Annotated in this window: 18 protein-coding genes; 11 read left to right on the top strand and 7 right to left on the bottom strand. The window is 69.2% G+C overall.

Annotated features, from left to right (window positions below; translation table 11 throughout):
• Positions 1-45: 45 nt before the first annotated feature.
• On the bottom strand, positions 46-561 hold the full coding sequence (locus tag ACYVLP_RS15505) for a DUF2127 domain-containing protein (protein WP_460628240.1): 516 nt from the start codon (positions 559-561) through the stop codon (positions 46-48).
• Positions 562-773: 212 nt separating this feature from the next.
• Positions 774-1,961, bottom strand: coding sequence for an elongation factor Tu (tuf, locus tag ACYVLP_RS15500; protein WP_460628239.1), 1,188 nt, complete (start codon positions 1,959-1,961; stop codon positions 774-776).
• Between the two features lie 477 nt (positions 1,962-2,438).
• Here tuf and ACYVLP_RS15495 point away from each other — a divergent pair, with 477 nt between their 5' ends.
• Positions 2,439-3,023, top strand: a complete 585-nt coding sequence (locus ACYVLP_RS15495; protein WP_460628238.1) for a carboxymuconolactone decarboxylase family protein — start codon at positions 2,439-2,441, stop codon at positions 3,021-3,023.
• 2 nt (positions 3,024-3,025) lie between these two features.
• A complete protein-coding gene (locus tag ACYVLP_RS15490; RefSeq protein ID WP_460628237.1) occupies positions 3,026-3,913 on the top strand; it encodes an RNA polymerase sigma-70 factor in 888 nt (295 codons plus the stop codon).
• A gap of 192 nt (positions 3,914-4,105) precedes the next feature.
• Here the strand turns inward: ACYVLP_RS15490 and ACYVLP_RS15485 are convergent, their stop codons facing one another.
• The gene (locus ACYVLP_RS15485) at positions 4,106-5,323 is read right to left on the bottom strand and encodes a PucR family transcriptional regulator (protein ID WP_460628236.1); all 1,218 of its coding nucleotides are present in this window, start codon (positions 5,321-5,323) and stop codon (positions 4,106-4,108) included.
• 269 nt (positions 5,324-5,592) lie between these two features.
• Between ACYVLP_RS15485 and ACYVLP_RS15480 the strand changes: the two genes are divergently transcribed.
• The gene (locus ACYVLP_RS15480; RefSeq protein ID WP_460628235.1) at positions 5,593-6,075 is read left to right on the top strand and encodes a hypothetical protein; all 483 of its coding nucleotides are present in this window, start codon (positions 5,593-5,595) and stop codon (positions 6,073-6,075) included.
• On the top strand, positions 6,075-6,587 hold the full coding sequence (locus tag ACYVLP_RS15475; RefSeq protein ID WP_460628234.1) for an HdeD family acid-resistance protein: 513 nt from the start codon (positions 6,075-6,077) through the stop codon (positions 6,585-6,587). The genes ACYVLP_RS15480 and ACYVLP_RS15475 overlap by 1 nt, the downstream gene beginning before the upstream one ends.
• 396 nt (positions 6,588-6,983) lie before the next feature.
• On the opposite strand, the gene ACYVLP_RS15470 is transcribed toward ACYVLP_RS15475, so the two are convergent.
• Complete coding sequence (locus ACYVLP_RS15470; RefSeq protein WP_460628233.1) at positions 6,984-10,142, bottom strand: ATP-binding protein; 3,159 nt, start codon at positions 10,140-10,142, stop codon at positions 6,984-6,986.
• Positions 10,143-10,375: 233 nt separating this feature from the next.
• Between ACYVLP_RS15470 and ACYVLP_RS15465 the strand changes: the two genes are divergently transcribed.
• The 3 genes from ACYVLP_RS15465 to ACYVLP_RS15455 all read left to right on the top strand — a co-directional run bounded on the left by ACYVLP_RS15465 (position 10,376) and on the right by ACYVLP_RS15455 (position 12,451).
• Complete coding sequence (locus tag ACYVLP_RS15465; protein ID WP_460628232.1) at positions 10,376-11,089, top strand: alpha/beta fold hydrolase; 714 nt, start codon at positions 10,376-10,378, stop codon at positions 11,087-11,089.
• A 64-nt stretch (positions 11,090-11,153) separates the two neighbouring features.
• Positions 11,154-12,020: an alpha/beta hydrolase gene (locus ACYVLP_RS15460; protein ID WP_460628231.1), complete on the top strand. Its 867-nt coding sequence runs from the start codon at positions 11,154-11,156 to the stop codon at positions 12,018-12,020.
• Between the two features lie 89 nt (positions 12,021-12,109).
• A complete protein-coding gene (locus ACYVLP_RS15455; protein WP_460628230.1) occupies positions 12,110-12,451 on the top strand; it encodes a hypothetical protein in 342 nt (113 codons plus the stop codon).
• 36 nt (positions 12,452-12,487) lie between these two features.
• Here ACYVLP_RS15455 and ACYVLP_RS15450 read toward each other — a convergent pair whose 3' ends face one another.
• Genes ACYVLP_RS15450 through ACYVLP_RS15440 form a run of 3 tightly spaced genes read right to left on the bottom strand, consistent with a single transcriptional unit; the run spans position 12,488 to position 16,243 of the window.
• Entirely contained in the window at positions 12,488-13,480 is a 993-nt protein-coding gene (locus tag ACYVLP_RS15450; RefSeq protein ID WP_460628229.1) for a BadF/BadG/BcrA/BcrD ATPase family protein, read from the bottom strand.
• Between the two features lie 16 nt (positions 13,481-13,496).
• Complete coding sequence (locus ACYVLP_RS15445; RefSeq protein WP_460628228.1) at positions 13,497-14,267, bottom strand: sugar isomerase domain-containing protein; 771 nt, start codon at positions 14,265-14,267, stop codon at positions 13,497-13,499.
• Between the two features lie 20 nt (positions 14,268-14,287).
• Positions 14,288-16,243, bottom strand: a complete 1,956-nt coding sequence (locus ACYVLP_RS15440; protein ID WP_460628227.1) for a DUF5107 domain-containing protein — start codon at positions 16,241-16,243, stop codon at positions 14,288-14,290.
• 149 nt (positions 16,244-16,392) lie between these two features.
• Between ACYVLP_RS15440 and ngcE the strand changes: the two genes are divergently transcribed.
• From ngcE to ACYVLP_RS15420, 4 genes are all read left to right on the top strand, one after another.
• Positions 16,393-17,811, top strand: a complete 1,419-nt coding sequence (gene ngcE / locus ACYVLP_RS15435; protein WP_460628226.1) for an N-acetylglucosamine/diacetylchitobiose ABC transporter substrate-binding protein — start codon at positions 16,393-16,395, stop codon at positions 17,809-17,811.
• A 129-nt stretch (positions 17,812-17,940) separates the two neighbouring features.
• Positions 17,941-18,915, top strand: a complete 975-nt coding sequence (locus ACYVLP_RS15430; RefSeq protein WP_460628225.1) for a carbohydrate ABC transporter permease — start codon at positions 17,941-17,943, stop codon at positions 18,913-18,915.
• Positions 18,915-19,817, top strand: coding sequence for a carbohydrate ABC transporter permease (locus ACYVLP_RS15425; RefSeq protein ID WP_460628224.1), 903 nt, complete (start codon positions 18,915-18,917; stop codon positions 19,815-19,817). The genes ACYVLP_RS15430 and ACYVLP_RS15425 overlap by 1 nt, the downstream gene beginning before the upstream one ends.
• A gap of 359 nt (positions 19,818-20,176) precedes the next feature.
• Positions 20,177-20,986, top strand: a complete 810-nt coding sequence (locus ACYVLP_RS15420) for a DeoR/GlpR family DNA-binding transcription regulator (protein ID WP_460628223.1) — start codon at positions 20,177-20,179, stop codon at positions 20,984-20,986.
• The last annotated feature ends 313 nt before the right edge of the window (positions 20,987-21,299 follow it).

Raw genomic sequence — 21,299 nt, 5'->3', positions numbered from 1 at the left:
CGACTGACACCTCGGCGTCCCCCGTGCTGCTGACCGGGTGGAACCTCACCCCTCGCCGGCGGTGATGGGCGCCCTCGCCTGAGACCCGTCCCTGACCTTGCCGTACTCGCGCCAGATCAGCCACAGGATGAACACGTCGAACGCCGTCAGGAGAATCATCCCGACGGACGGCTTGACGAAGACGATCGAGTAGACCTGGTACACCATCAGCAGCCCCAGCGTGATGAGTGAGAACGGGTACGCCCAGAGCTGGTTCTTGAGGATGCCGATCACGGCAATGAGCTTGATGGTGGCGTGAATCCACAGGTAGGCGATTGCGAACGCCTGACCTCCCGAAGAGAAGTGCGAGGTGGCGTTGAGAAGGAGGTTCGCGACCCGGTCGTTCGGGTCCTCGAGCAGCTCGCGCTGGGTGAGCAGGACGACGAACTGGTGCATCTGCGCCGGGCTCACGAAGAGCAGGAGCAGCCCGGCGAGGAACTCGAGCACTCCCGTAGCGCCCTTGATGAGGATGCCGCCCTCGAAGACCTTGTCGAGAACGGTCGTCGGATGGAATGTGCTCATACGGCCGAGACCTCTTGGACCGGTGTCGCGCCCGTGGCCGGCAAGCGCACGCGCGAGTCAGCCCCTCCCGTCAACGGCCGCTCCACCTGGGCACGGTACGGAGAGGACCTTGGAAGACTCTGGGACCTCCTCGGCGGCCATCCGCCGCTGCGCTCGCCGACCGGGCCACGGACGGGGGTTGGCACCCCCGTCCATGGGTTGAGCCGATCTGTTCAGTCGAGCAGACCGGTCACCGTGCCGGCGGCGACGGTCCGCCCGCCTTCGCGAACGGCGAAGCCCAGGCCGACTTCCATCGCGATCGGCTTGCCGAGCTCGACGGTCACCTCGACCGTGTCACCGGGCATCACCATCGACACCTCGCCCAGATCCATGCCGCCGGAGACATCAGTCGTCCGGAAGTAGAACTGCGGGCGGTAGTCCGCTGCGAACGGCGTATGCCGGCCGCCCTCGGCCGTGGTCAACGCGTGCAGGTTCGCGGCGAACCTCGCATGCGGCGTCACCGATCCAGGGACAGCGAGCACCTGGCCACGGCGTACGTCCTCACGACGCACCCCGCGCAGCAGCACGGCTGCGTTGTCGCCGGCCTGAACCTCGTCCAGCGTCTTGCCGAACGTCTCCAGCCCGGTCGCCACACTCGCGACGGTCTGGCCCAGCCCGACGACCTCGACGGTGTCGCCGACGCGCAGCGAGCCACGCTCGACGGCACCGGTGACGACCGTGCCGCGGCCGCTGATCGTGAGCACGTTCTCGATGGGCATCAAGAACGGCTCGCCGAGCTCCCGGTCAGGCACCGGCACGTAGTCGTCCACCGCTTGCAGCAGGTCGATGATCGACTGCGTCCACCGGGGGTCACCCTCGAGCGCCTTGAGCGCGGACACCCGGACCACGGGCACCTCGTCGCCGGGAAAGCCGTAGTCGCTGAGCAGCTCACGCATCTCGAGCTCCACGAGATCGAGCAGCTCGTCGTCGTCGACAGCGTCGGACTTGTTCAGCGCGACCACGAGGTAGGGCACGCCGACCCGCCGTGCGAGCAGCACGTGCTCACGCGTCTGAGGCATCGCGCCGTCCTGAGCGGACACGACCAGGATCGCGGCGTCCACCTGAGCGGCGCCGGTGATCATGTTCTTGACGTAGTCCGCATGTCCAGGCATATCGACATGGGCGTAGTGACGGATGGCAGTCTCGTACTCCACGTGCGCGATGTTGATGGTGATCCCGCGCTGGATCTCCTCCGGCGCGCGGTCGATCCCCTCGAAGGCGACGAAGGTGTTCTGGCTCGGGTCTGCATCCGCGAGCACCTTGGTGATCGCGGCTGTCAGGGTGGTCTTGCCGTGGTCGACGTGACCCATCGTCCCGATGTTGAGGTGCGGCTTGGTCCGCACGAACTGGCTCTTGGCCATGATCTGCTTTCTGTGTCTGATCCGTCGGCGTGCGACATGGCGCGGCGGCATGCCAAATCCACCAGCGCCCGGGACCGGGGAGGAACCACCCTCCTCCTTCAGTCCCGCTGGAGCGGGAGGAGGGTCAGCGTCGCGCGCCGGTCAGGTGCGGGTTCGCGGCAGGGCAGGGCGCTGCGACCGACAGAAGAACTGTCGGGAGCGCGGTGCCTACGGCGAACATGCGGATCACGATAGACCTCAACATCATTGCTGCCCACTGGATTCCCGCGCGGGCCCGCGCCCCGTGACGGGTGAGACGGAGCGCTCACTCGACCCAGACTGAGCCCGGCGGCATACCCCGCCCCCCACTCAGACTGAGCCCAGCGGCATACCCCGCCGCCTGCCACTCGCCGGGTCGATGAGCGCTGAGCCCCACGGTGTGTCACAACGTGCGGCCGGCCGGCGTCTGGATGTCATACCGACTAACCGGAGGACGACATGACTGGAACGACCCGCATTCCTCCCGCCGACATCACCGGCTTCAAGGGTGCCCTGATCAAGCGATTCGCGAGAAAGGCTCTGGGCCAGGTGCCGAGCTCGCTCGGTGTCTACTGGCACAACCAGAAGGTGCTGATGAGCATGACCTCCGTCGGCGGCAAGGTCCAGAAGTGGGACGCCTGCGACGAGCAGCTCAAGTCGTTCGCGCACATGGCCGTCGCGGCCCAGGTCGGCTGCAGCTGGTGCTTGGACTTCAACTATTTCGAGGCCCACAACAAGCACCTCGACATGGACAAGGCCCGCGAGATCCCGCGGTGGCGCGAGGCGGATGTCTTCTCGCCGCTCGAGCGCGAGGTGCTGGCCTACGCCGAGGCGATGACCGTGACCGAGCCGACGGTGACCGACGAGATGGTCGCATCGCTTCGCGCCCAGCTCGGTGAGGCGGCGCTCGTCGAGCTCACGGCGACCATCGCGTTCGCCAACCTGACGACGCGTGGGAACGTCGCCCTCGGCATCGAGTCCGACGGCTTCGCGGCAGCGTGCGGCCTGAAGCCGCTCGCCCAGCGGACAGCCGTAGTGTCGTGACAGTGACCGTGACCGACGACCCGTTCATCGCCAACCGGGGGCTGCTCTTCACCGTCTCGTACGAGATGCTCGGGTCCGCGGCCGACGCCGAGGACGTTGTGCAGGACACGTGGGTGCGGTGGGACGCCATCGGTGAGGAGGCTCGCGCCGCAGTGGACAACCCGCGCGCGTACCTCGTTCGGATGGTCACCCGCAAGGCACTGGACCGGTTGCGCTCGAACGCCCGACGGCGCGAGGACTACGTCGGCGAGTGGTTGCCGGAGCCGCTGCTCACCGCCCCGGACCTGGCCGACGACGTCGTGCTCGCCGACAGCGTGTCGATGGCCATGCTCACCGTGCTCGAGACGCTGACACCCAGCGAGCGCGCAGTCTTCGTGCTGCGCGAGGTGTTCGACACACCGTACGGCGAGATCGCAGAAGCTGTCGGCAAGTCCGCGGCCGCAGTTCGGCAGATCGGCCACCGGGCGCGCGAGCACGTCGCGCAGCGGCGGCCTCGCATGGAGGTCAGTCGCGGTGAGCAACAGGAGGTGGTCGAGCGGTTCCTTGCGGCCGTGGCTCACGGCGACCTGCAGGGGCTGCTGGACGTCCTGGCACCCGATGTCGTCCTCGTGGCCGACGGTGGCGGAGTCGCCCAGGCGGTCGTCAACCCCGTGGCCGGCGCCAAGAAGGTCGCCAACCTGCTGCGGCCGTTCACGCGGCTCGCCCCGGGTGCACAGATCCTGCCGATCATGCTCAACGGCACGGTCGGGGCCCGAGTGGTGGGCACCGACGACGGCTACGACACGGCGATCAGCTTCGTCGTCGAGGACGGCCTCATCCGCCGCATCTATGCCGTCCGCAACCCGGCCAAGCTGGGCCAGATCGACATCGAAGCGCCGATCAGCCGCTAGGGGGCCGGCATACGGCGGGGCCGATGTGACGGGGCGCTCACTCGACCGGGCGTGTTCCTCGGACGTTGCCGCCCTACAGAATCCAGCCGCGGGTGAGCGACATCGGAGCTCTGGGCGAGTCGGCTACCAGGTACTGCCGCGGCTGGATCGTGTAGGACTTCCCTGCTGATCAGGCGTGACTCTCGGGCCCGGTCATGGCGACCCGCCCGGACTTCCAGCCGTATCGCCGCCGAGTCGGCGCTCGGTCTCGAGAGCTAGGCAGAGCTCGAGGACGTCCCGTGGCCGGCTCAGCGATCGTCCGGTGTGCGCTTCGAGCCGCCGCAGCCTCTGCCGAACTGTGTTCGGATGGACGTAGAGCCGCTGGGCTGCCCGGCTGGCGGAGCCGTCGCAGTCCAGCCAGGTGTCGAAGGTGTCCAGCAGGACCCTGCGGTCGCTGTCCGCAACGTCGTCGAGCCCGCCCAGCACGGTTCGGGCCACCCGCAGGTTGATGTCGGGCGAGGCGATCGTGGTCACGCCCAAGGCGTCTGCCTCGAACGGCGTGACGAGTCGTCTCGGCAGGCTCGCCGCCATCGCCAGCCGAGCCAGCCGCAGCGCATCCGAGGTACGGCGCAGGTCGGTGAACACAGGGGATATGCCCACCCTGGTGACGGCCCGCTCGTCGAGCAGGCCAACCAGCCTGGGCTCGTGTTCGGCGCGGTCGAGGCGCACCAATCCGACCTGCAGGTCGGGCATCAGCCGCCAAGCCGAGGAGAGCCCGACCGCCCGCAGTGCCGCTTCGATGCCCGCGAGCGCCGGGCGACCGACCGACGGGAGATCGCAAGCGACAACGGCATACGGCCCCGACGCGCCGATCCCAAGCACGTCGGCGACCTCCCAAAGGGTCTCCTGCTCGGCGATCCGGCCGGTCAGCAGGGCCTCGACGAGCGCGGAGCGCTCATGCTCGTGTTCGAGGACGTGGGCGGTTCGAGCCTCCCGGTAGCTCTCGACCATGGCGGTCGTGAAGATCTCCTGGGTGTCCCAGAGCTCGGATGCTGCCGTGAGCAGCTCGCTCTCGGGCACCCGCTTGCCCTGAGCGGCACGCCCCACGAGCTCCTGCCACAGGAAGCGTGACCCGATCCGGATGGTGTCCATCAGCGCCGGAAGGGGCACGCCTTCGCGCGCCCTCGACCTCCAGATCGCCCGGCCGGCGGCAGGATCGGCCGAAGGGGCGCCCGTGACGAAGGGCGTCAGCGCGAGCGTCATGTTCAGGCGCACGCTCTCCCGGAGGTCGGCCACGTCGAGGACCTGGGTCGCCCGGTAGAAGTCGACTTCGCGAGAGATGACGGTGGTCGCGCCGTCGACCAGCTCGTCCAGGTCGTCGAGCATGGACTCGGCCAGCGCGGCGAGCTGGGGCTGCTCGGAGCGTTTCATCGCGGGTCCGTTCGTCGGTGCGAGCAGCGTACGCCCGGGTGCGCGCCGTGGAGCGTCCAAGGGCACCGGGCATCTGAGCGACCTTCGGATCGCCCTGCGCCACAAGGTGTTCGCGCGGACATCGAGTCCAGCTGATCGCTGGCCGCGCGGACATTGTCGGGCGTTCCGGACGGCCGAAAGTATGGAGCGGCCTCGTCCTGCTGGACCAGCAGGGCGGGGCAGCCCACGACCGATCGATCAGACCCACACCACGTTGAGAGGGGAACGAGATGTCACTGTCAGAGCAGCTGAGCCGGCTGTCGGCCCGCACCCAGGAGCTTGAGCGGCGCGCGTCTGCCGCGCGCAGCAAGGCACACGCCGAGCTGGAGGGGGACGTCAAGGCGGCCCGTGAGGTCTCCCGAGCCAGCGCCGAGGCCCTTCGCAAGTCCGCGGAGGCGGACGCCGCGGAGGTCTCGGCGTGGTGGACCGAGGTGGGTCGGTCCTGGGACCGGCACGTCACCCGGATGCGTGAACGGGTGGATCAGCAGAGGGCCCGGCACGACCTGTCGGCGGCCCAGCGCGATGCCGAGGAGGCCGAGGAGTACGCCTCGTACCTGCTGGACTACGTGGACGCGGCCGTGCAGGAGGCCGAGTATGCCGTGCTCGATGCGGCCCTGGCCCGGCAGGAGTACGACGAGCTCGCCGCCACCCAGCCCGGCCAGCCCGGCCACGCCACCCAGTCCGGCCAGTCGGGCCAGGGGGTGAACCGCTGATGATGGTCACCAGCCCCGTTGACGCGGTGCGCCGGCTCAGCCGGGCCCAGGTCGCGGCGATGAGCCGGGCGTGGTGGGTGCTGCTGGTGACCGGCATCGTCGNCTCGGTCCGGACCTGGTCCATCGTGCTGGGCGTGATCGAGGTCTTCGTCGGGGTCGGGGTGTTCGTGTGGCCGGGCCCGGCGCTGCTGGTGGTCGCGTTCTCGATCGGGTGGCTGCTGGTGTTCCGCGGCACGATGGCGATCATCGGGGCGGTCCTGGGCCGGGCGGTGATGCCGTACTGGGGCCTGGTCCTGGTCGCCGGCATCATCGAGGTGCTCGTGGCCTTCTACCTGCTGAGCCGCCCGGAGGTGACGCTGCTGGCTCTGGTGTTCGCGGTCGGGTTCACCGCGATGCTGTACGGCCTGCTGGAGATCGTGGCGGCCTTCGAGGTCAAGAAGCTTCCCGAACGCGTCGACCAGCTCACCGGCGAGCACTCCGGACCCGACCACACGCTCGAAGCCGTCGGCTGACGACCGACGGAGGCCACGAACCCTGCCGTGCGGCGGGGTTCGTGGCCTTCCGCGTGTCTCGGGACGACCTGGGTATGCCGCTGCGCGGGTTCCCTGATCCCCTGGGGCCGATCAGCCGCTAGCAACCCAGCGGCATACGGTGGGGCCGACGTGACGGAGCGCCCACTCGACCGGGCGTGGTCCTCGGACGTTGCCGCCCTACAGAATCCAGCCGCGGGTGAGCGAATACCGAAGTTCTGGGCGAGTCGGCTACCAGGTGCTGCCGCGGCTGGATCGTGTAGGAGCGGCATACGGTGGGGCCGATGTGACGGAGCGCCCACTCGACTGGGGGTGTTCCGCTCCGTCGAGAGTGACCTAGGTGGAGCAAACGATCTGGCGCATGGTTCTCCTCTTGCCCTAGCTGATCTCTTCAAGGAAGTCGGCGGCCCGGGCGGCGAAGAGATGTGCCTCGCGGTTCCGAGCGAGGTCGGAGGCCCGACGGGCAGCCGCGAGCACCTCCGGCTCGGCGGCGCCCAAGCCGTGCAGTGTCTTGGCGCGGATCAGCAGGACCAGAGCCTCGGCGTACCGTTCGCCGTACGCGGCGATGAAGGTCTCTGCCTTGTCGAGCGAGCTCGTTGCAGCCCTGGGGTCGCCGGCGGCCAGCTGCATCTCCGCGAGCAGCGCGTACCAGATTGCCAGGTTGGATCTGGGCGGATCGACCAGGGTCGCCGCGATGATCCGTTCCGCCTCTGCTGCTGCTGCACCTGCGTCGTCGCCGGACATGGCGAGGGCCCACTGACGGGCCAGGCGCGGGTAGCTGCCTGAGAAGGAGAAGGAGAACTCTGGATCCACCGCGATCGCCGTGTCGGCCGCTCGGGCTGCCCAGGCCGGGTCCCCGGCGGCGGCCGCCGCGGTGACACTGAACGACCCCCAGATGCTGATCGCATAGGGGTTGTCATGGGCGTCGACCTCCACCGCATCGAAAAGGGCACGAGACCCGTCCAGGTCGCCATGCAAGGCGGTGTTGAGAGCGAGCATCACCGGTGTCACCATCTGTAACCGGTGTCGTAGAGGTTCGCTCTCCGGAGCCGCCTGCATGATCTCGTCGGACCGGCTGAGGTTGCGGTACGCCTCGCCGATGTTGCCCGCACTCCACTGGTACACGCCCCACGCATGATGCCCGGTCGCCTGGACAACGGGATCCGTCGAGCGAAGGCCGTCATCGAGCATCCGACGCGCGAGCTGCCCAGCGGCCTCGACCTGGATCCCCTGCGCGTGGCCGAGGAACCGGGAAAAGACGAACCCAGCCGCCTCGCGGTCGCGGCCGAGGGAGCGGGCTACCTCCGCCCCCCGGTCGAGGTGTCCCGTCGCGCTGCCGACGAAACCCGCATGGATGCCCGCCACCGCCGTCAGCTCGGTCAGCGCGGCGAGCTCGAGCTCCGGTAGTCCTGCTCTCCCTGCGATCTCGGCTGCGGACGTCAAGTCCCTCTCGGCTGTGTCGTACGCCGATCGCCGCGCTGCGATGCGTCCCGCCGCGACCAGCGCCTGTGCCACACGCGCCGGTTCGGCCAGTGGGCCAGCGCCGCAGAGGTGGTGGGCGAGCGCCTCCGCGAAGCGGTCCGCCGGCACCGGTGCGCTGTCCTGGAGGGCGTCGGCAATGCGCAGGTGCATGAGGCTCGCCTCGGTCCGCAGGACTGAGCGCTCGACGGCCTCGCGCACCAGGTCGTGGACGAACCGCCATGGCCCTGCTGGATCTGACGGCGGCTCGACCAGTCCCGCCGAGTCCAGCGCTTCCAGACTGGTGAGGCAGTGGGTGGCATCGACAGCCGCGGCGCTTGCCAGCAGCCGTACGTCGATCTCACGGCCCATCAACGCCGCGAGCTCGATGAGACACCGGTCGTCGTTGTCCAACCTCCTCGTCCGGTCGAGCACGATGTCGCGCACGGTGGATGGGACAGCCGCCAAAGCAGCCGTGGGGTCCGACAGTGCGCCCTCGTCGCCCAGGAAGCGCGCAAGCTCCCTCACGAAGAGCGGGTTGCCCTCGGTCCGGGCCTGGATGCTCCGGGCGACATCCGGGGCTGGTGTCTGGCCGGTCTCGCGTCGGACGAGCTCGGCGACATCGCTGGGTTCGAGGGGGCCCAGCACGACTCGACGGTGATGTTCCTGACGGGCAACGACCGCCAGCAGGTGCTGCAGGGCCTGGCTCGGCGAGGGCGCGTGGCTTCGCATGCTCCCGATCAGTACGCAACCAGCCGGCACTGACTGGGCGAGGTGCCCGAACAGCTGCAGCGAGGCCGAGTCCGCCCAGTGCAGGTCGTCCACCACGATGACCAGAGGGGGTCGGTTCGCGGCCTCGGCGACCAACGCCGTCACGCGCTCGTACAGCCGGAACCTCGCGCCGGCGTCCAGCTGCACCGGCGAGGTGTCGCGTCCCGCGGGCAGCTCGAGCAGAGCATCCAGCTCGGGTGTCCGCCATGAGGCACGTCGGCCCTCGGGCAGCAACCCGAGCAGTGTCTCGATGATCTGGACCCATGGCCACATCGACGGCGTACCTTCGCCGTCCTGGCAACGACCCCAGACGGTCTGTGCACCGCGGGTCGCCGCCTCCTCGGTCACCTGGGCGATCAGACGGCTCTTCCCCACCCCTGGCGGTCCGTCCACGACCAGGATCTGAGGTCGAGAGAATGCCGCCGAGTCGAGTGCATGTCGGACCAGGGCGAGCTCCTCCCGCCGTCCCACCAGACCGTCGTGGATGCCCGGGACCGGCTGACGCACCGGGGTGATCAGCGGGGCGGGCCCAGCCTGCTGCAGGACGTGGGCCTGGGCCTCCCGAAGCACCGGGCCGGGGTCGATGCCGAGCTCCTCGACGAGCCGGGTCCGGACCGACTCGAAGACCGACAACGCCTCCGCCTGATGTCCCGCGGCAGCCAGCGTGGTGATCAGGGTGGCTTGCACGGTCTCGTCGTACGGCGCGATCCACGCGGCCAGGCGAAGGGGTTGGAGGATCCGCTTGGCATGACCGTGTGGCACGGCCGCATGCGCCGCCTCCACGCACGCGTCGAGCAGCTCCTCGTTGACGGAAGCGACGAGCGGGACTGCGGCCGTGCTCAGCACGAGACCGTCGCCAGCCGGCCCGCGCCATGTGCCCAGAGCCGCTTCGTATGCCGTGACCGCTTCGTCGATCCGGTGCCCGGACATCAGGACGCGCGCGTCGGCGAGCAGCGCGCGGAACTCGGCCAGGTCGAGGGCAGCATCGCCGACGGTGAACTGGTACCCGCTGCCGCGGCGGTGGAGGTAGGAGCCTGCTGCTCGAGCCGGTAGGTCTGGTTCCAGGATGCGGCGCAAGGTGCCGACGTACTTGTGCACGATGTTCAGCGCCGAGGTCGGCATGTCCTCGTCCCAGACGAGGTCGATGAGCTCCGAGGTGCTGACGGGTCGACCGGAGCGCAACAGCAGCATCGCCAACAGGTAGGCCTGCTGCCGCGGCCTGGGGTCGAGCTCGCAGCCGTCACGCCACACCCGCAACGGGCCGAGGATCTGGAACGCGAGTGAGGGTGACGAAACAGCGTCAGACATCGTGCCCCCCAAAGGACCCGGTCGGCTTCAGGTCTGGTGACGCCCGGCGGTGGGGCGTCGGTCCTAGCGTGCCGGACCGACCGCCGAACGTCGACAGGTTCTTGTCGGACAGCGCCGGAACCTGGGCCACCGGGCGACTGAACGCCGCCCTCCTGACGATCCACAAGTTGTTCAGTGGCCGCTGATGGACTGGAAATCCCTTCCGACCAGAGACGTCACGACGAGAGGTCCTCATGACACTGCCAGCACCCCCATCGCCCACCGTCGTCCTCGTCCACGGCGCTTTCGCCGACGCGTCCAGCTTCGGTGAGGTCATCCCTCGGTTGCTCGAGGACCACATCTCGGTGCTCGCGCCGGCCGTCCCGAACCGCTCGCTCAACGGAGACGCTGCCTACGTCGCCGCCGTCCTGGCCACCATCCCGGGACCGGTGGTCCTCGTCGGTCACTCCTACGGCTGCGCGGTGGCCACGGTGGCCGGCATGGCGGACAACGTGACCAGCCTCGTCTACCTCGCGGGGTTCGTCCCCGACGCCGGCGAGAGTCTTGGCGAGCTGGCCGGCCGCTTCGCCGACTCCGACCTGGCCGGCGCACTGGTGCCGACACCGGTCCCGGGAGGTGTTGACCTCACGGTAGCGCTGGAGCAGTTCCCAGCCGTCTTCGCGGCGGACGTGGACCCGTTGACCGCACGGTCCCTGGCAGTCTCCCAGCGCCCACTCTCGGCAGCAGCCTTCGAGGAGAAGGCCACCGCGGCAGCGTGGCACACCAAGCCCGCCTGGGGCATCGTCGCGACCGCCGACCACACCATCAACCCTGACGTCCAGCGCTTCGCCTACAAGCGAGCGAACGTGGCCACGCTCGAGGTCGAGGCGTCCCACCTGCTGATGCTCTCCCAGCCGGCGGTCGCCGCGGAGCTCATCACGAAGGCCGTCCTGGCCGTCAGCGGCTGATCCGTTCCAACCCGCCACCGCCTGCTTCCACTCCCGCAGGACAACTCACATCAGGAGCCCAGCCATGCCCCACTCGTTCCGACGACCCCTGTCCCGCCTGGGATGGCTCGTCCTCGTCGTCGCCCTCGCCGCGACCCTGCTCATCGCCGCGCGGCCGCCGGCGTCTGCGACGACCACCTCGTCAACCACCGCGCAGTCGGCAGCTCGGCCCCACGCAACGAAGCCCACGATCGTGCTCGTGCACGGCGCCTGGGCCGACTCCTCCGGCTGGAACGCCGAGATCCGGGCGCTCGGCGACAAGGGCTATCCGGTCATGGCCGTGTCGAACCCGCTGCGGGGGCTCACGTCCGACGTCGCCTACGTGCGCAGCATCCTCGACACGATCGACGGACCGGTCGTCCTGGTCGGTCACTCGTACGGCGGCGCCGTCATCAGTGGTGCCGCCGCGGGCGCAACGAACGTCAAAGCACTCGTGTACGTCGCGGCATTCATGCCCGACGAAGGCGAGCCCGTCGGCCTCCTCACGCAGCTGAACCCCGGCAGCCTGGTGACGGAGGACGCGCTCACGGTGCGGCCCTACCCGACCGCCGGCGGCGGGACGGCCGTCGACCTCTACCTCAAGGAGTCCGTCTTCCGGGAGGCGTTCGCCGCCGACCTGCCCCAGCAGACGACGAGGCTGATGTGGGCGACGCAGCGACCTCTTGCCGCGGCCGCCTTCTCGGAGCCGGCCGGACCGGCGGCGTGGCACACGATCCCGTCCTGGTACCTTCTCGCGACCCGCGACAGGACCATTCCACCGGCGACGCAGTCCTACATGGCAACCCGCGCGGGAGCGACGATCACTCAGGTCAGCTCCTCCCACGTGGCCATGCAGTCTCGGCCGGCCGCGACCACGGAGCTCATCCTTGCGGCCGCCCACACGGTGTCGTGACATGCACGTGCACGCCGCCCGTGGCCGTCACTCGGCTCGCCCGCGCCGCATGACACCCGCGGTCCCAGTCCAGCGGAAGGGATGATGACGTGCTCTCGTGGCGTTCCCAGGGGTCCTTCCTCTCCATCTGTTCCACGGGATCCATCCTGTCCGTGGGCAGCATCGGCTCCATCGCCTCCGTGGGATCGATCGGGTCGGTGTTCTCGGTCGGATCGATCAGCTCTTGGGCCTCCGTGATGTCCATGCTCGGGGCCCGGAGCAACTGCTCCATCCTCAGCGACACGAGCAACTGCTCGATCCTCAGCGAGGAGAGCAACTGCTCGATCCTCAGCACCAGGCGGTCTCGCGCCGTGCTCGACCGCGCGCTGGACCTGACCAAGAAGCACCGGCCGGCCCACGCAGTCAGCGGACCGACGGACCCACCGTCATGACCGCGCGCTCCGCCGGTCGGCGATCCAGCGCTGGTCCTATGCTCGACCCCTCAACTGGTCGATGGACCGTGTGAGGCGAGCCAGCGTGTCGCTGTCGACGACGGCTCGGCCGCGGAGCAGCCCGACGATCGCCGCACCGGCCACGCCGTCGTGGGCGGTGCGGACGTCGGCGCCCTGGAGCTCCGTCGTCAGCGCACCGCCCGACGATCGGCTGGGGTCGAGGAGCCCCTTGACGACGACGCTTCCCCCGAGGACCACGGGCAGCTCGTGGTGTCCGTCACGCACCAGGCGCAGTGTCCTGGCCAGTGCTTCCTCCGCCTGCGCCGTGATCGCCGCCGCGGTCGCATCGGTGGCCTCGGCGCGGAACGCCAGCGGCGCCAGCCGGGCGAGCCGCACCGGTTGGCCGTTGTAGGCCCAGCTGACCAGGGCCCGAAGCAGCGCCGACCGGTCTGCCTCCGCCAGTCCCAGGCCGAGCTCTTCGATCACCAGACGCGTCAGGTCAGTCGGTTCGCCGGCCCGGTCGAGGTCGGCCGCGACCGCGCGCGCGACCTTGCGACCGATCCAGAAGCCTGACCCAGAGTCGCCGAGCAGCCACCCCGTCCCGTCGACGATGCGCTGGGTGACCAGGTCCTGGAAGCGGGCAGCGATGGCCCCCGTGCCTGCGACGAGGGCGACTCCCGCTGGCTCGACGGCTGATGAGTGGTACATCGCGAGGATGTCGGATGCTCTCGTGAACTCGGCCTCCGGCACTCCGAGCGCCTGCGCCACGGCCCGCCGCTGGAGCAGGTGCTCCTCGCCCGCGGCCGCCAGCACCAGCCCGCGCACGTCGTCCGGTCCGAGCGAGGCCGAGGCCAGTGCAGCCGAGGCGGCCTCGGCCAGCGCTGCCAGGGCATTGTCGGCGCCGACCGCCGTGGCGTTGCCGCTCGTGGAGGCGCCGTAACCCAGGCACTCGGCATCGGCGGAGACCACGACCGCACGCGTGTGCGAGCCGCCCGCGTCGATGGCCAGCAGCACTCCGGTTTCCCTCACTCAGCCATTCTCCAGGTCAGGCGGTACGCCGGATCCGGCCCTCGTAGCGTCCTTCGAGGACGGTGTTGTGCTCGTCGCCGCCGGGGATGTTTGCGGACAGATAGAGCGGTGCCTGTCCTCCCGACTGCGAGAGCGTCCTGGCGACGCCGATGGTCAGCAGCTGCGCGATGTACGCCGCGGTGATCGACGAGACCGCCCCGACGGGGGCATCGAGGTCGGTGACGAGGGTGGCGTCGCCGTAGGGCGCCAGGTTGTCGATGACGACGTCAGCGACATCGGCCAGTCGCTGCCCACTGGGGTGCTTCGGCGACACCCGCGCAGTGTGCTCGAGGCTGGTCACCGCGATCACGCGGTGACCATGCTGGCGCGCCAGCAGGGCCAGGCCGACGACCGAGCCGTTGACACCGGAGTTGGACGCGATCACGAAGACGTCCTCGGGGTGCCGGTTCACCGTGGCGAACAGGTCCTCGGCGATCTGAGGGTCCCGTTCCAGCGGGGGGCGGCCGTCCAGCTCGGCGAGCGTGTGCTGCCCGTAGAGGACGGTGTCGCGGAGGGCGACCTTGTTCGTGGGGATGAGTCCGCCGGCCCGACCTGCGATCTCCATCGCAAACGCCTCGGAGTGGCCGGTGCCGAAGGCGTGGATCACTCCGCCGCGCTCGATGCACTCGGCGAGGATGGTGATGGCGGGGTCCAGCCCACCTTCGGAGGCGAGCCGGGTGATGGTGTCCAGTCGCGTGCCAACCTCCGCGGCGTATGCCGCGACGTCATCGGGGGCTTCGGCCCACATTCGCTTCTCCTATCGTCGTGCTACGTCAGACTCTGGTCAGGGCTTGCCCCGGGCGACATCCGGAAGTCCAGGTGCCGCGGTACAGGGTCCCCGGGGCGCAGCCGCTGCCAGACCTCGGACAGGGTCCGGTCGCCCTCGGCGAGGTCCGGCACCTCGAGCGCATCCAGGATCTCGAGCGCCGCTGCGTCCTGCCCGAGCGCGGCCAGCGCCTCGGCCAGAAGCATCCGAGTGCGCCCGTGGTCGCGCACCGCCTCCGGGAGGGCGGCCACCACGGCCACGACGTCGTCCGGGCGCCCCGCGTCGCGCAGGGCCACGAGACGCTCGACCGCGAGGCGACGGTCGTCCGGAGCGAGGGAGGACGCGCGCTGGTAGAGCTCGTCTCGCGCCGTCGCGTCCCCGGCGAGCAGCGCCTGACCGCGCAGCGACACCGCGGTGGGCTGCAGCCCGGCACTACGACGGTATGCCGTGTGCGCGCCGTCCAGGTCACCCCGCAGGTGGCGTGCGGTGCCGAGCACATACTGGGCCCACCAGCCATCCTTTCGGTCCACGGCTTCCGACAGCCGCGCCACCCAGCGGTCAGAGACCACGGGCAGGGTCGGTCGCGTCGGGTCGATGTGGTCGAGGGCCGTGAGGTCGTCCGACTCGACGAGCCGGAGCAGGGGCAGGCTCTCGTCCCCGACCTCCGGGAAGGGCGTGCCCGGCAGCTGTGGTGCGCCACGAAGGGCCAGCTCGGCCCGGCCCCAGCCCGAGCCGGTGTGGACTGCCTCGCCGGGAGCGAGGTCAGCCACGTCTCTGAGCCACCGGTCGTGCTGCATCGCAAGCCAGCTGGGCGGAGTCATCGCATGGACGGCGTCACGTGCGGCACCCGCCGCAGCGCCGTAGTCCGCCGCCACGACGGAAGGGTCGAGCTCCAGCGGCGCGAACGCCTCCGTCCACGTCCTGCTGGCGAACCCGTCGAGCAGGTCGTGCTCGAGCTGGGTCGGGCAGACACCCGCCTGGATCTCTAGGTAGCGGGTCCCCTTGATGCCAAGCCAGTCCTGCCAGTGCTGGCCACCGGGTCCATGCCCCCACAGGAACAGCTTTCGACCGCGAAGGGCCGCTGTGGACGTCTGGGCGATCCCACGACCGTCGGGTTCCACGGCGGTGACCAGCCGGCCCTCCTGGTCACCGACCTCGTAGAAGTAGTCGGCGGCATACCGGCTGGCGCTGGGCACGCTGACGTCGACCGGGCCGTCGGGAAACGGCACGTTCACCCGCTCGAGCACGCCCGCGTAGTCCGTGCGCCAGGCGCTGTCGGCGGGCACGAGGACCCGGGTTCCCGGCGTCTCCGGCACGGCGATGTTGGTCCAGTAGTAGAGGGGCTTGGGTTCGGGGTCCGGGTTGAGCACGCGGGTGGATGCCATCAGGCGGGAGCCGGTGAGCCACAGGTCGACCTGCAGGACGAGGTCGCGTGTCCGCTCCCACTCCCAGAGGCGCACCACCGGGCCGAGAGGCGTGTCCAGGATGGCAGCGTGCATGGGCAGGTTGGAGGTGGTGCTGTGGCCGGTCGAGCCGAGGTTCCACTCGATGCCTCCGGCGAACCACGCGTCGGTGAGGCCGAAGTTCGCCCAGCGCAGGCGTGGGTTCTGGTGGACCAGCTCGCGACCACTCGCCTCGTCCACCAGGGACCAGACCCGGCCACCGAGCGAGGGCAGCACCAGAGCGCGAATGCAGCCGTTGCCGAGCTCGATGGCCTGGAGCTCCACCTCGTGGTCCGCGCGGTCGTAGTCGCTTCGGACGCCGTACGGGAGAGGTGACGAGATGCGCCCGCGTCGGACGCGCTCCATCATGTCCGAGGGGGCCTCGTCGCTCACCCGCGTGGTGATCGGCCCGCGCACCGGCGTGAGTGCCGGCAGAGGGCTCGCCGGGCCGGGCAGGGAGCCGGTCAGGACCAGGGCCCTGCGATGCGCATAGGGGGCGGATCGGGGCGCGGTCACGAATGGAGTCTGATTGTTACTGATTGCTTTGGTCAAGATCCTTGACACAATCAATCACTGACTCCACCATGTGGTGATCACGGCACCCAGCGTGTCGCCAAGCACGGGCGGGGCACCGGGCCTCGCGCGACCCAGGAAGTAGGGAGCGGATGGATCCTCGGAACAACCACCAGGTTGATCGGCGCACAATCCTGCGGGTGGCGTTGGCGGGCGGTGTGGTGTTGCCCGCGCTGTCCCTCGCAGGATGCGCGACCAGTGGCGGCGGCTCGTCGACCAACACGAGCGCCGCGGGCGCCGCAAAGAGCGACAAGAACCCGTTCGGCATGGCAGCCAACAGCACGGTCGAGGCGGTCATCTTCAACGGTGGCTACGGCTTCGACTACGTCACCTTCGCCGCAGCGGTGCTTGAGAAGGCGCAGCCTGGCAGCAAGGTGACGGTGAAGCCCTCGACGCAGATCGCGCAGGAGCTCCAGCCGCGGTTCGTCGGCGGCAACCCGCCGGACCTCATCGACAACTCTGGCGCGAACGCGATCGGCCTCAACACGATCGTCGACCAGCTCGAGGACCTCAAGGACGTGTTCGAGGCCAAGAACCTCGAGGGCACGACCATCAAGGACACCCTCTACCCGGGCGTCGAGGCGCCCGGCACCATCAACGGCAAGCTCGCGGCCATCAACTACGTCCAGACCGTCTACGCCATCTGGTACTCCGCCGCCCTCTTCGAGGAGAACGGCTGGACCGTGCCGAAGACGTGGGACGAGGCGATCGCCCTCGGCGCCAAGGCCAAGGCCAAGGGCAAGTACCTCATGCTCTGGGGCAAGGAGGCCGCGACCTACTACCAGACGCTCGCCATCGCCTCGGCCATCAAGGAGGGCGGCGACGAGGTGCGGCTCGCACTGGAGAACCTCAAGCCGAACGCCTGGAGCCTGCCGGCCGTCCAGGGCGTGTTCAAGGCGCTCGAGACGATCGTCAAGAACGGCTACATGAAGCCCGGCGGCGCCGGCACCCAGTTCACCGCCGCCCAGGCCCAGTGGAGCAACGACCAGGCCGCCCTTCTGTACCCCTCGGGCTCGTGGATCGAGAACGAGATGAAGAAGCAGACCAAGGACGGCTTCAAGATGACCGGCGCGCCCGAGCTGACGCTCACGTCGGGCTCGAAGCTGCCCTACACGGCCCTGCACTCGGCGGCCGGCGAGCCGTTCGTCGTCCCGAGCAAGGCCAAGAACGTCGCCGGTGGCAAGGAGCTCCTGCGGGCGATGCTGTCCAAGGAGTCGGCCACCAACTTCGCCAAGACCAAGCTCGCCCCGACGATCGTCAAGGACACGGTCCCGGCCGACGGGTTCGGCTCCACGGCGCTGCAGTCCCAGGGCAAGATGCTCGCGGACGCCGGCACCGACGTGTTCACGTGGAACTTCGTCGATGTCTACGGCATGAACCAGGACCAGCTGGTCCCGTGGAACGCGTTCCTCTCAGGGCAGATCGACGCAGCGGCGCTCACCAGCGAGCTGCAGAAGATCACCGACAAGGTCGCGAACGACTCCTCGGTCAAGAAGGTCGAGGTCAAGTGACCCGGTGCCCGGCCCGGTGCCACACAGCCGGGCCGGGCACACTCTTGTCCACCACCTGCCGGTGCCGGGTGGGCCGGCAGCCGTGCTAGTGGCACCAGCCGACCCGCAGCAGCAAAGGGGACAGCGCCCATGACCGCAGTCATTCCACAGACCGGCACACCGACGGTGTCAAAACGGCGTCGCCGACGTATGCCGGCGTCGCGCCGGGCCTTCGTTCTGCTGACCCTCGGCCTCCCGTTCCTGTTCTATACGGTGTTCGTCCTCTGGCCGTTCGCGCAGGCGTTCATCTACTCGCTCACCAACTGGAGCGGGTTCTCTGACACGTTCGACTTCGTCGGCATCTCCAACTACACGGCCCTGCTCAATGACGACACCTTCCTGCAGGCCGTCCGCAACAACCTCCTGCTCGCGATCGTCGTACCGTTCGTGTGCATCACGCTGGCGCTGGCGTTGGCCACGCTGGTCACCGTGGGCGGGTCGAGCACCGGCGCAGTCCGGGGCCTGGGCCACTCCTCCTTCTACCGGATCGTCTCCTTCTTCCCGTACACCATCCCGGCGATCGTCATCGGCCTGATCTGGTCGCAGATGTTCGACCCGTCCAGCGGGCTGGTCAACGGACTCCTCACGAGTCTGGGGCTGAGCCAGTTCACGTCGTTCGCCTGGCTGGGTGAGGTCAGCACCGCGATGCCGGTGTCGATGTTCGTCATCATCTGGGGCTTCGTCGGGTTCTACATGGTCCTGTTCATCGCGGCCATCAAGGGCATCCCGGCCGAGCTCTACGACGCGGCCCGGGTCGACGGCGCGGGCCGGATCCGGATGACCATGATGGTCACCCTGCCGATGGTGCGCGAGACGATCCAGACGGCCTACATCTATCTCGGAATCCTCGCGCTCGACGCGTTCGTCTACATGGCCGCCCTCAACGCCAGCGGAGGCCCGCAGAACTCCACCCTGACGATGACTCAGGACCTGTTCAACACCGCGTTCAAGAAGGGGCAGTTCGGCCTCGCCAGCGCCATGGGTGTGGTCCTCGCGGTCCTGACGCTGCTGTTCGCCGCCGTCGTATTCCTCGTCAACCGCCTGACCAAGGGGAAGGACCGCTGATGGGCGTCGCCAACCCGCCCCGCACCGCCACGACGGCCACGGCACCGAAGGAGCAGGTGCCCAGCCCGGCGCCGAGGGGCGAGCGAGCCGTCACCGCCGTGTCGCACATCGTCCTCACGATGTGGTCGATCATCGTGATCCTGCCCTTGGTGTGGGTGTTCCTGTCGTCGTGGAAGACCACCGGCGAGATCTTCAAGTCACCGCTCGCGCTGCCCCAGCACTGGAGCTTCGACAACTACATCGGCGCCTGGACCGACTCGCACATCGGCCGGTACATGCTCAACTCGGTCATCGTCGTGACCTCGGCACTGGTCATCGTCATGGTCCTGGGCTCCGCTGCGGCATACTCCCTCGCCCGGTACCCGTTCCCCGGCAGCGGCGTCGTCTACTACTTCATCCTCGCCGGTCTGACCTTCCCGATCTTCCTCGCGATCGTGCCGCTGTTCTTCGTGCTGAAGAACGCCGGGCTGCTGAACACGCTGCCAGGACTCGTGGCCACGTACGTCGCGTTCGCGTTCCCGTTCACCGTGTTCTTTCTCTATCCCTTCTTCCGGGCCCTCCCACAGGAGATCGCCGAGGCCGCCGAGCTCGACGGCGCCGGGGAGTGGCGCACGTTCGCCCAGGTCATGGTCCCCATGGCGCGGCCGGGGATCGTGGCGATCGCCATCTTCAACTTCCTCGGGCTGTGGAACCAGTTCTTGCTCCCGATCGCCCTCAACACCAACGAGGACAACTACGTGCTGTCCCAGGGCATGGCGCGGTTCGCTTCGCAGGCGGGGTATGCCGTGGACTTCGGCCAGCTCTTCGCGGCCGTGGTCATCACCATCGTCCCCGTCCTGGCGGTCTACATCTTCTCGCAGCGACAGCTCCAGGGTTCACTCTCCCAGGGCACGCTGAAGTAGACGAGCCCGGCCGAGTGCGGAGGCGGGCCGCCTCCCATCCGGCGTCGGTGGTGCCGCGGCGACGGACGCGCGCGAGGCATGCCCATGCGGGTCATGCCCGAGACCACGTGGAGGGACGACGACACGCGCGCCGCGTTCACATTCAGCGACAAATGTGATTAGATTCGACTGATTCGAACCCCTCCCGATCGAAATCAATCAGTCAAGGTCTTGGCGACAGGCACGCCAGCAGGCACAACCACTCATCGCGAGCGCGTTGCGCGCCACACATTGATGGATAGAGGGGAAAGGCGCTTGATTCCGATCACCAAAGCCATCGACCATGGCCGCCGCGCCCTCAACTCCGTCCGGGAGCGGTCATGACCGCACAACGGTCCAGGGCCGCCGACCGCGGCTCGCGCTGGAGCACCCTGCTCGGACTGCTCGCCGAGCGCGGACGGCTCAGCGTCGCCGAGGCCGCGGAGTCGCTCGGCGCCTCCGAGGCCACCGTCCGCCGCGACTTCGGCGACCTGGCCGCACAGCAGCTGGCCACCCGCACCCACGGCGGCATCGTCGCGACGGCTGTCGCCTACGATCTCCCCGCTCGGTACAAGCAGGCCGGCAGCGACAGCGCCAAGGAGCGCGTCGCGACCTATGCCGCCGACATCCTCCTGGAGGGCACGGTCGTCGGGCTCAACGGCGGGACGACGACGAGCGCGGTGGCGCGCCGCTTGGCAGCGCGGTCCGACCTCGCAGAGTCGTCCACGCACCCTGCGATCACTGTCGTCACCAATGCCCTCAACATCGCCACCGAGATGGTGCTGCGACCGTTCGTGCGCTGCGTGTCGCTGGGTGGGGTCGCACGGCCGGAGTCCTACGAGCTCACCGGCCCGCTGGCCTCGATGGTCCTCGGCGAGCTGTGGCTCGATACCGCGGTGATCGGCGTCGACGCCGTCTCGGCCCAGGCCGGCGCCACCTGCCGGCACGAGGGCGAGGCCGGCATCAACTCGCTCATGGTCCGGCGCGCCGAACGCGTGATGGTCGTCGCCACAGGTGCCAAGCTGGGTGACCGCGCGTTCGCGCGGATCTGCCCGGCCAGCCGGATCGACGTCCTCGTCACCGACGAGTCCGCCGATCCCGCCGCCGTGGCGGACCTGCGGGCGGCCGGCGTCACCGTCGAGGTGGTCTGAGCCGCCCACCTAAAGCGATGGCGGCGGCGCGTCCCGGTTGGTCATGGCCGCCGTCGAGTGGGCGCTCGTTCCCACCCGTCACAGTTCCCGGACGACCGTCCCGCCCCGCTCACCACCCAGCCCGGCCGACCCTTCCGTCGAGTAGGCGCTCAGTCCCACCCGTCACAGGCAACAGTCACAGGGCAACGGTGACGCGTGTGACGGGGCGCCCACTCGACGGGTCTGGGGGCGGCATCCGGCTGGGGCGCGTGGGACGGAGTGCTCACTCGACCGTCCCGCCCCGCTCACCACCCAGCCCGGCCGACCCTTCCGT

The organism is Intrasporangium mesophilum (assembly GCF_054783095.1).
The sequence above is the reverse complement of the archived record's forward strand: the minus strand, read 5'-3'. Positions and strand labels throughout refer to the sequence as shown.

Excerpts from the sequence above, each read along its gene's own strand:
- ACYVLP_RS15505 (WP_460628240.1), bottom strand. The coding sequence starts at position 561 with ATGAGCACATTCCATCCGACGACCGTTCTCGACAAGGTCTTCGAGGGC.
- tuf (WP_460628239.1), bottom strand. The coding sequence starts at position 1,961 with ATGGCCAAGAGCCAGTTCGTGCGGACCAAGCCGCACCTCAACATCGGG.
- ACYVLP_RS15495 (WP_460628238.1), top strand. The coding sequence starts at position 2,439 with ATGACTGGAACGACCCGCATTCCTCCCGCCGACATCACCGGCTTCAAG.
- ACYVLP_RS15485 (WP_460628236.1), bottom strand. The coding sequence starts at position 5,323 with ATGAAACGCTCCGAGCAGCCCCAGCTCGCCGCGCTGGCCGAGTCCATG.
- ACYVLP_RS15480 (WP_460628235.1), top strand. The coding sequence starts at position 5,593 with ATGTCACTGTCAGAGCAGCTGAGCCGGCTGTCGGCCCGCACCCAGGAG.
- ACYVLP_RS15470 (WP_460628233.1), bottom strand. The coding sequence starts at position 10,142 with ATGTCTGACGCTGTTTCGTCACCCTCACTCGCGTTCCAGATCCTCGGC.
- ACYVLP_RS15465 (WP_460628232.1), top strand. The coding sequence starts at position 10,376 with ATGACACTGCCAGCACCCCCATCGCCCACCGTCGTCCTCGTCCACGGC.
- ACYVLP_RS15460 (WP_460628231.1), top strand. The coding sequence starts at position 11,154 with ATGCCCCACTCGTTCCGACGACCCCTGTCCCGCCTGGGATGGCTCGTC.
- ACYVLP_RS15445 (WP_460628228.1), bottom strand. The coding sequence starts at position 14,267 with ATGTGGGCCGAAGCCCCCGATGACGTCGCGGCATACGCCGCGGAGGTT.
- ngcE (WP_460628226.1), top strand. The coding sequence starts at position 16,393 with ATGGATCCTCGGAACAACCACCAGGTTGATCGGCGCACAATCCTGCGG.
- ACYVLP_RS15430 (WP_460628225.1), top strand. The coding sequence starts at position 17,941 with ATGACCGCAGTCATTCCACAGACCGGCACACCGACGGTGTCAAAACGG.
- ACYVLP_RS15425 (WP_460628224.1), top strand. The coding sequence starts at position 18,915 with ATGGGCGTCGCCAACCCGCCCCGCACCGCCACGACGGCCACGGCACCG.
- ACYVLP_RS15420 (WP_460628223.1), top strand. The coding sequence starts at position 20,177 with ATGACCGCACAACGGTCCAGGGCCGCCGACCGCGGCTCGCGCTGGAGC.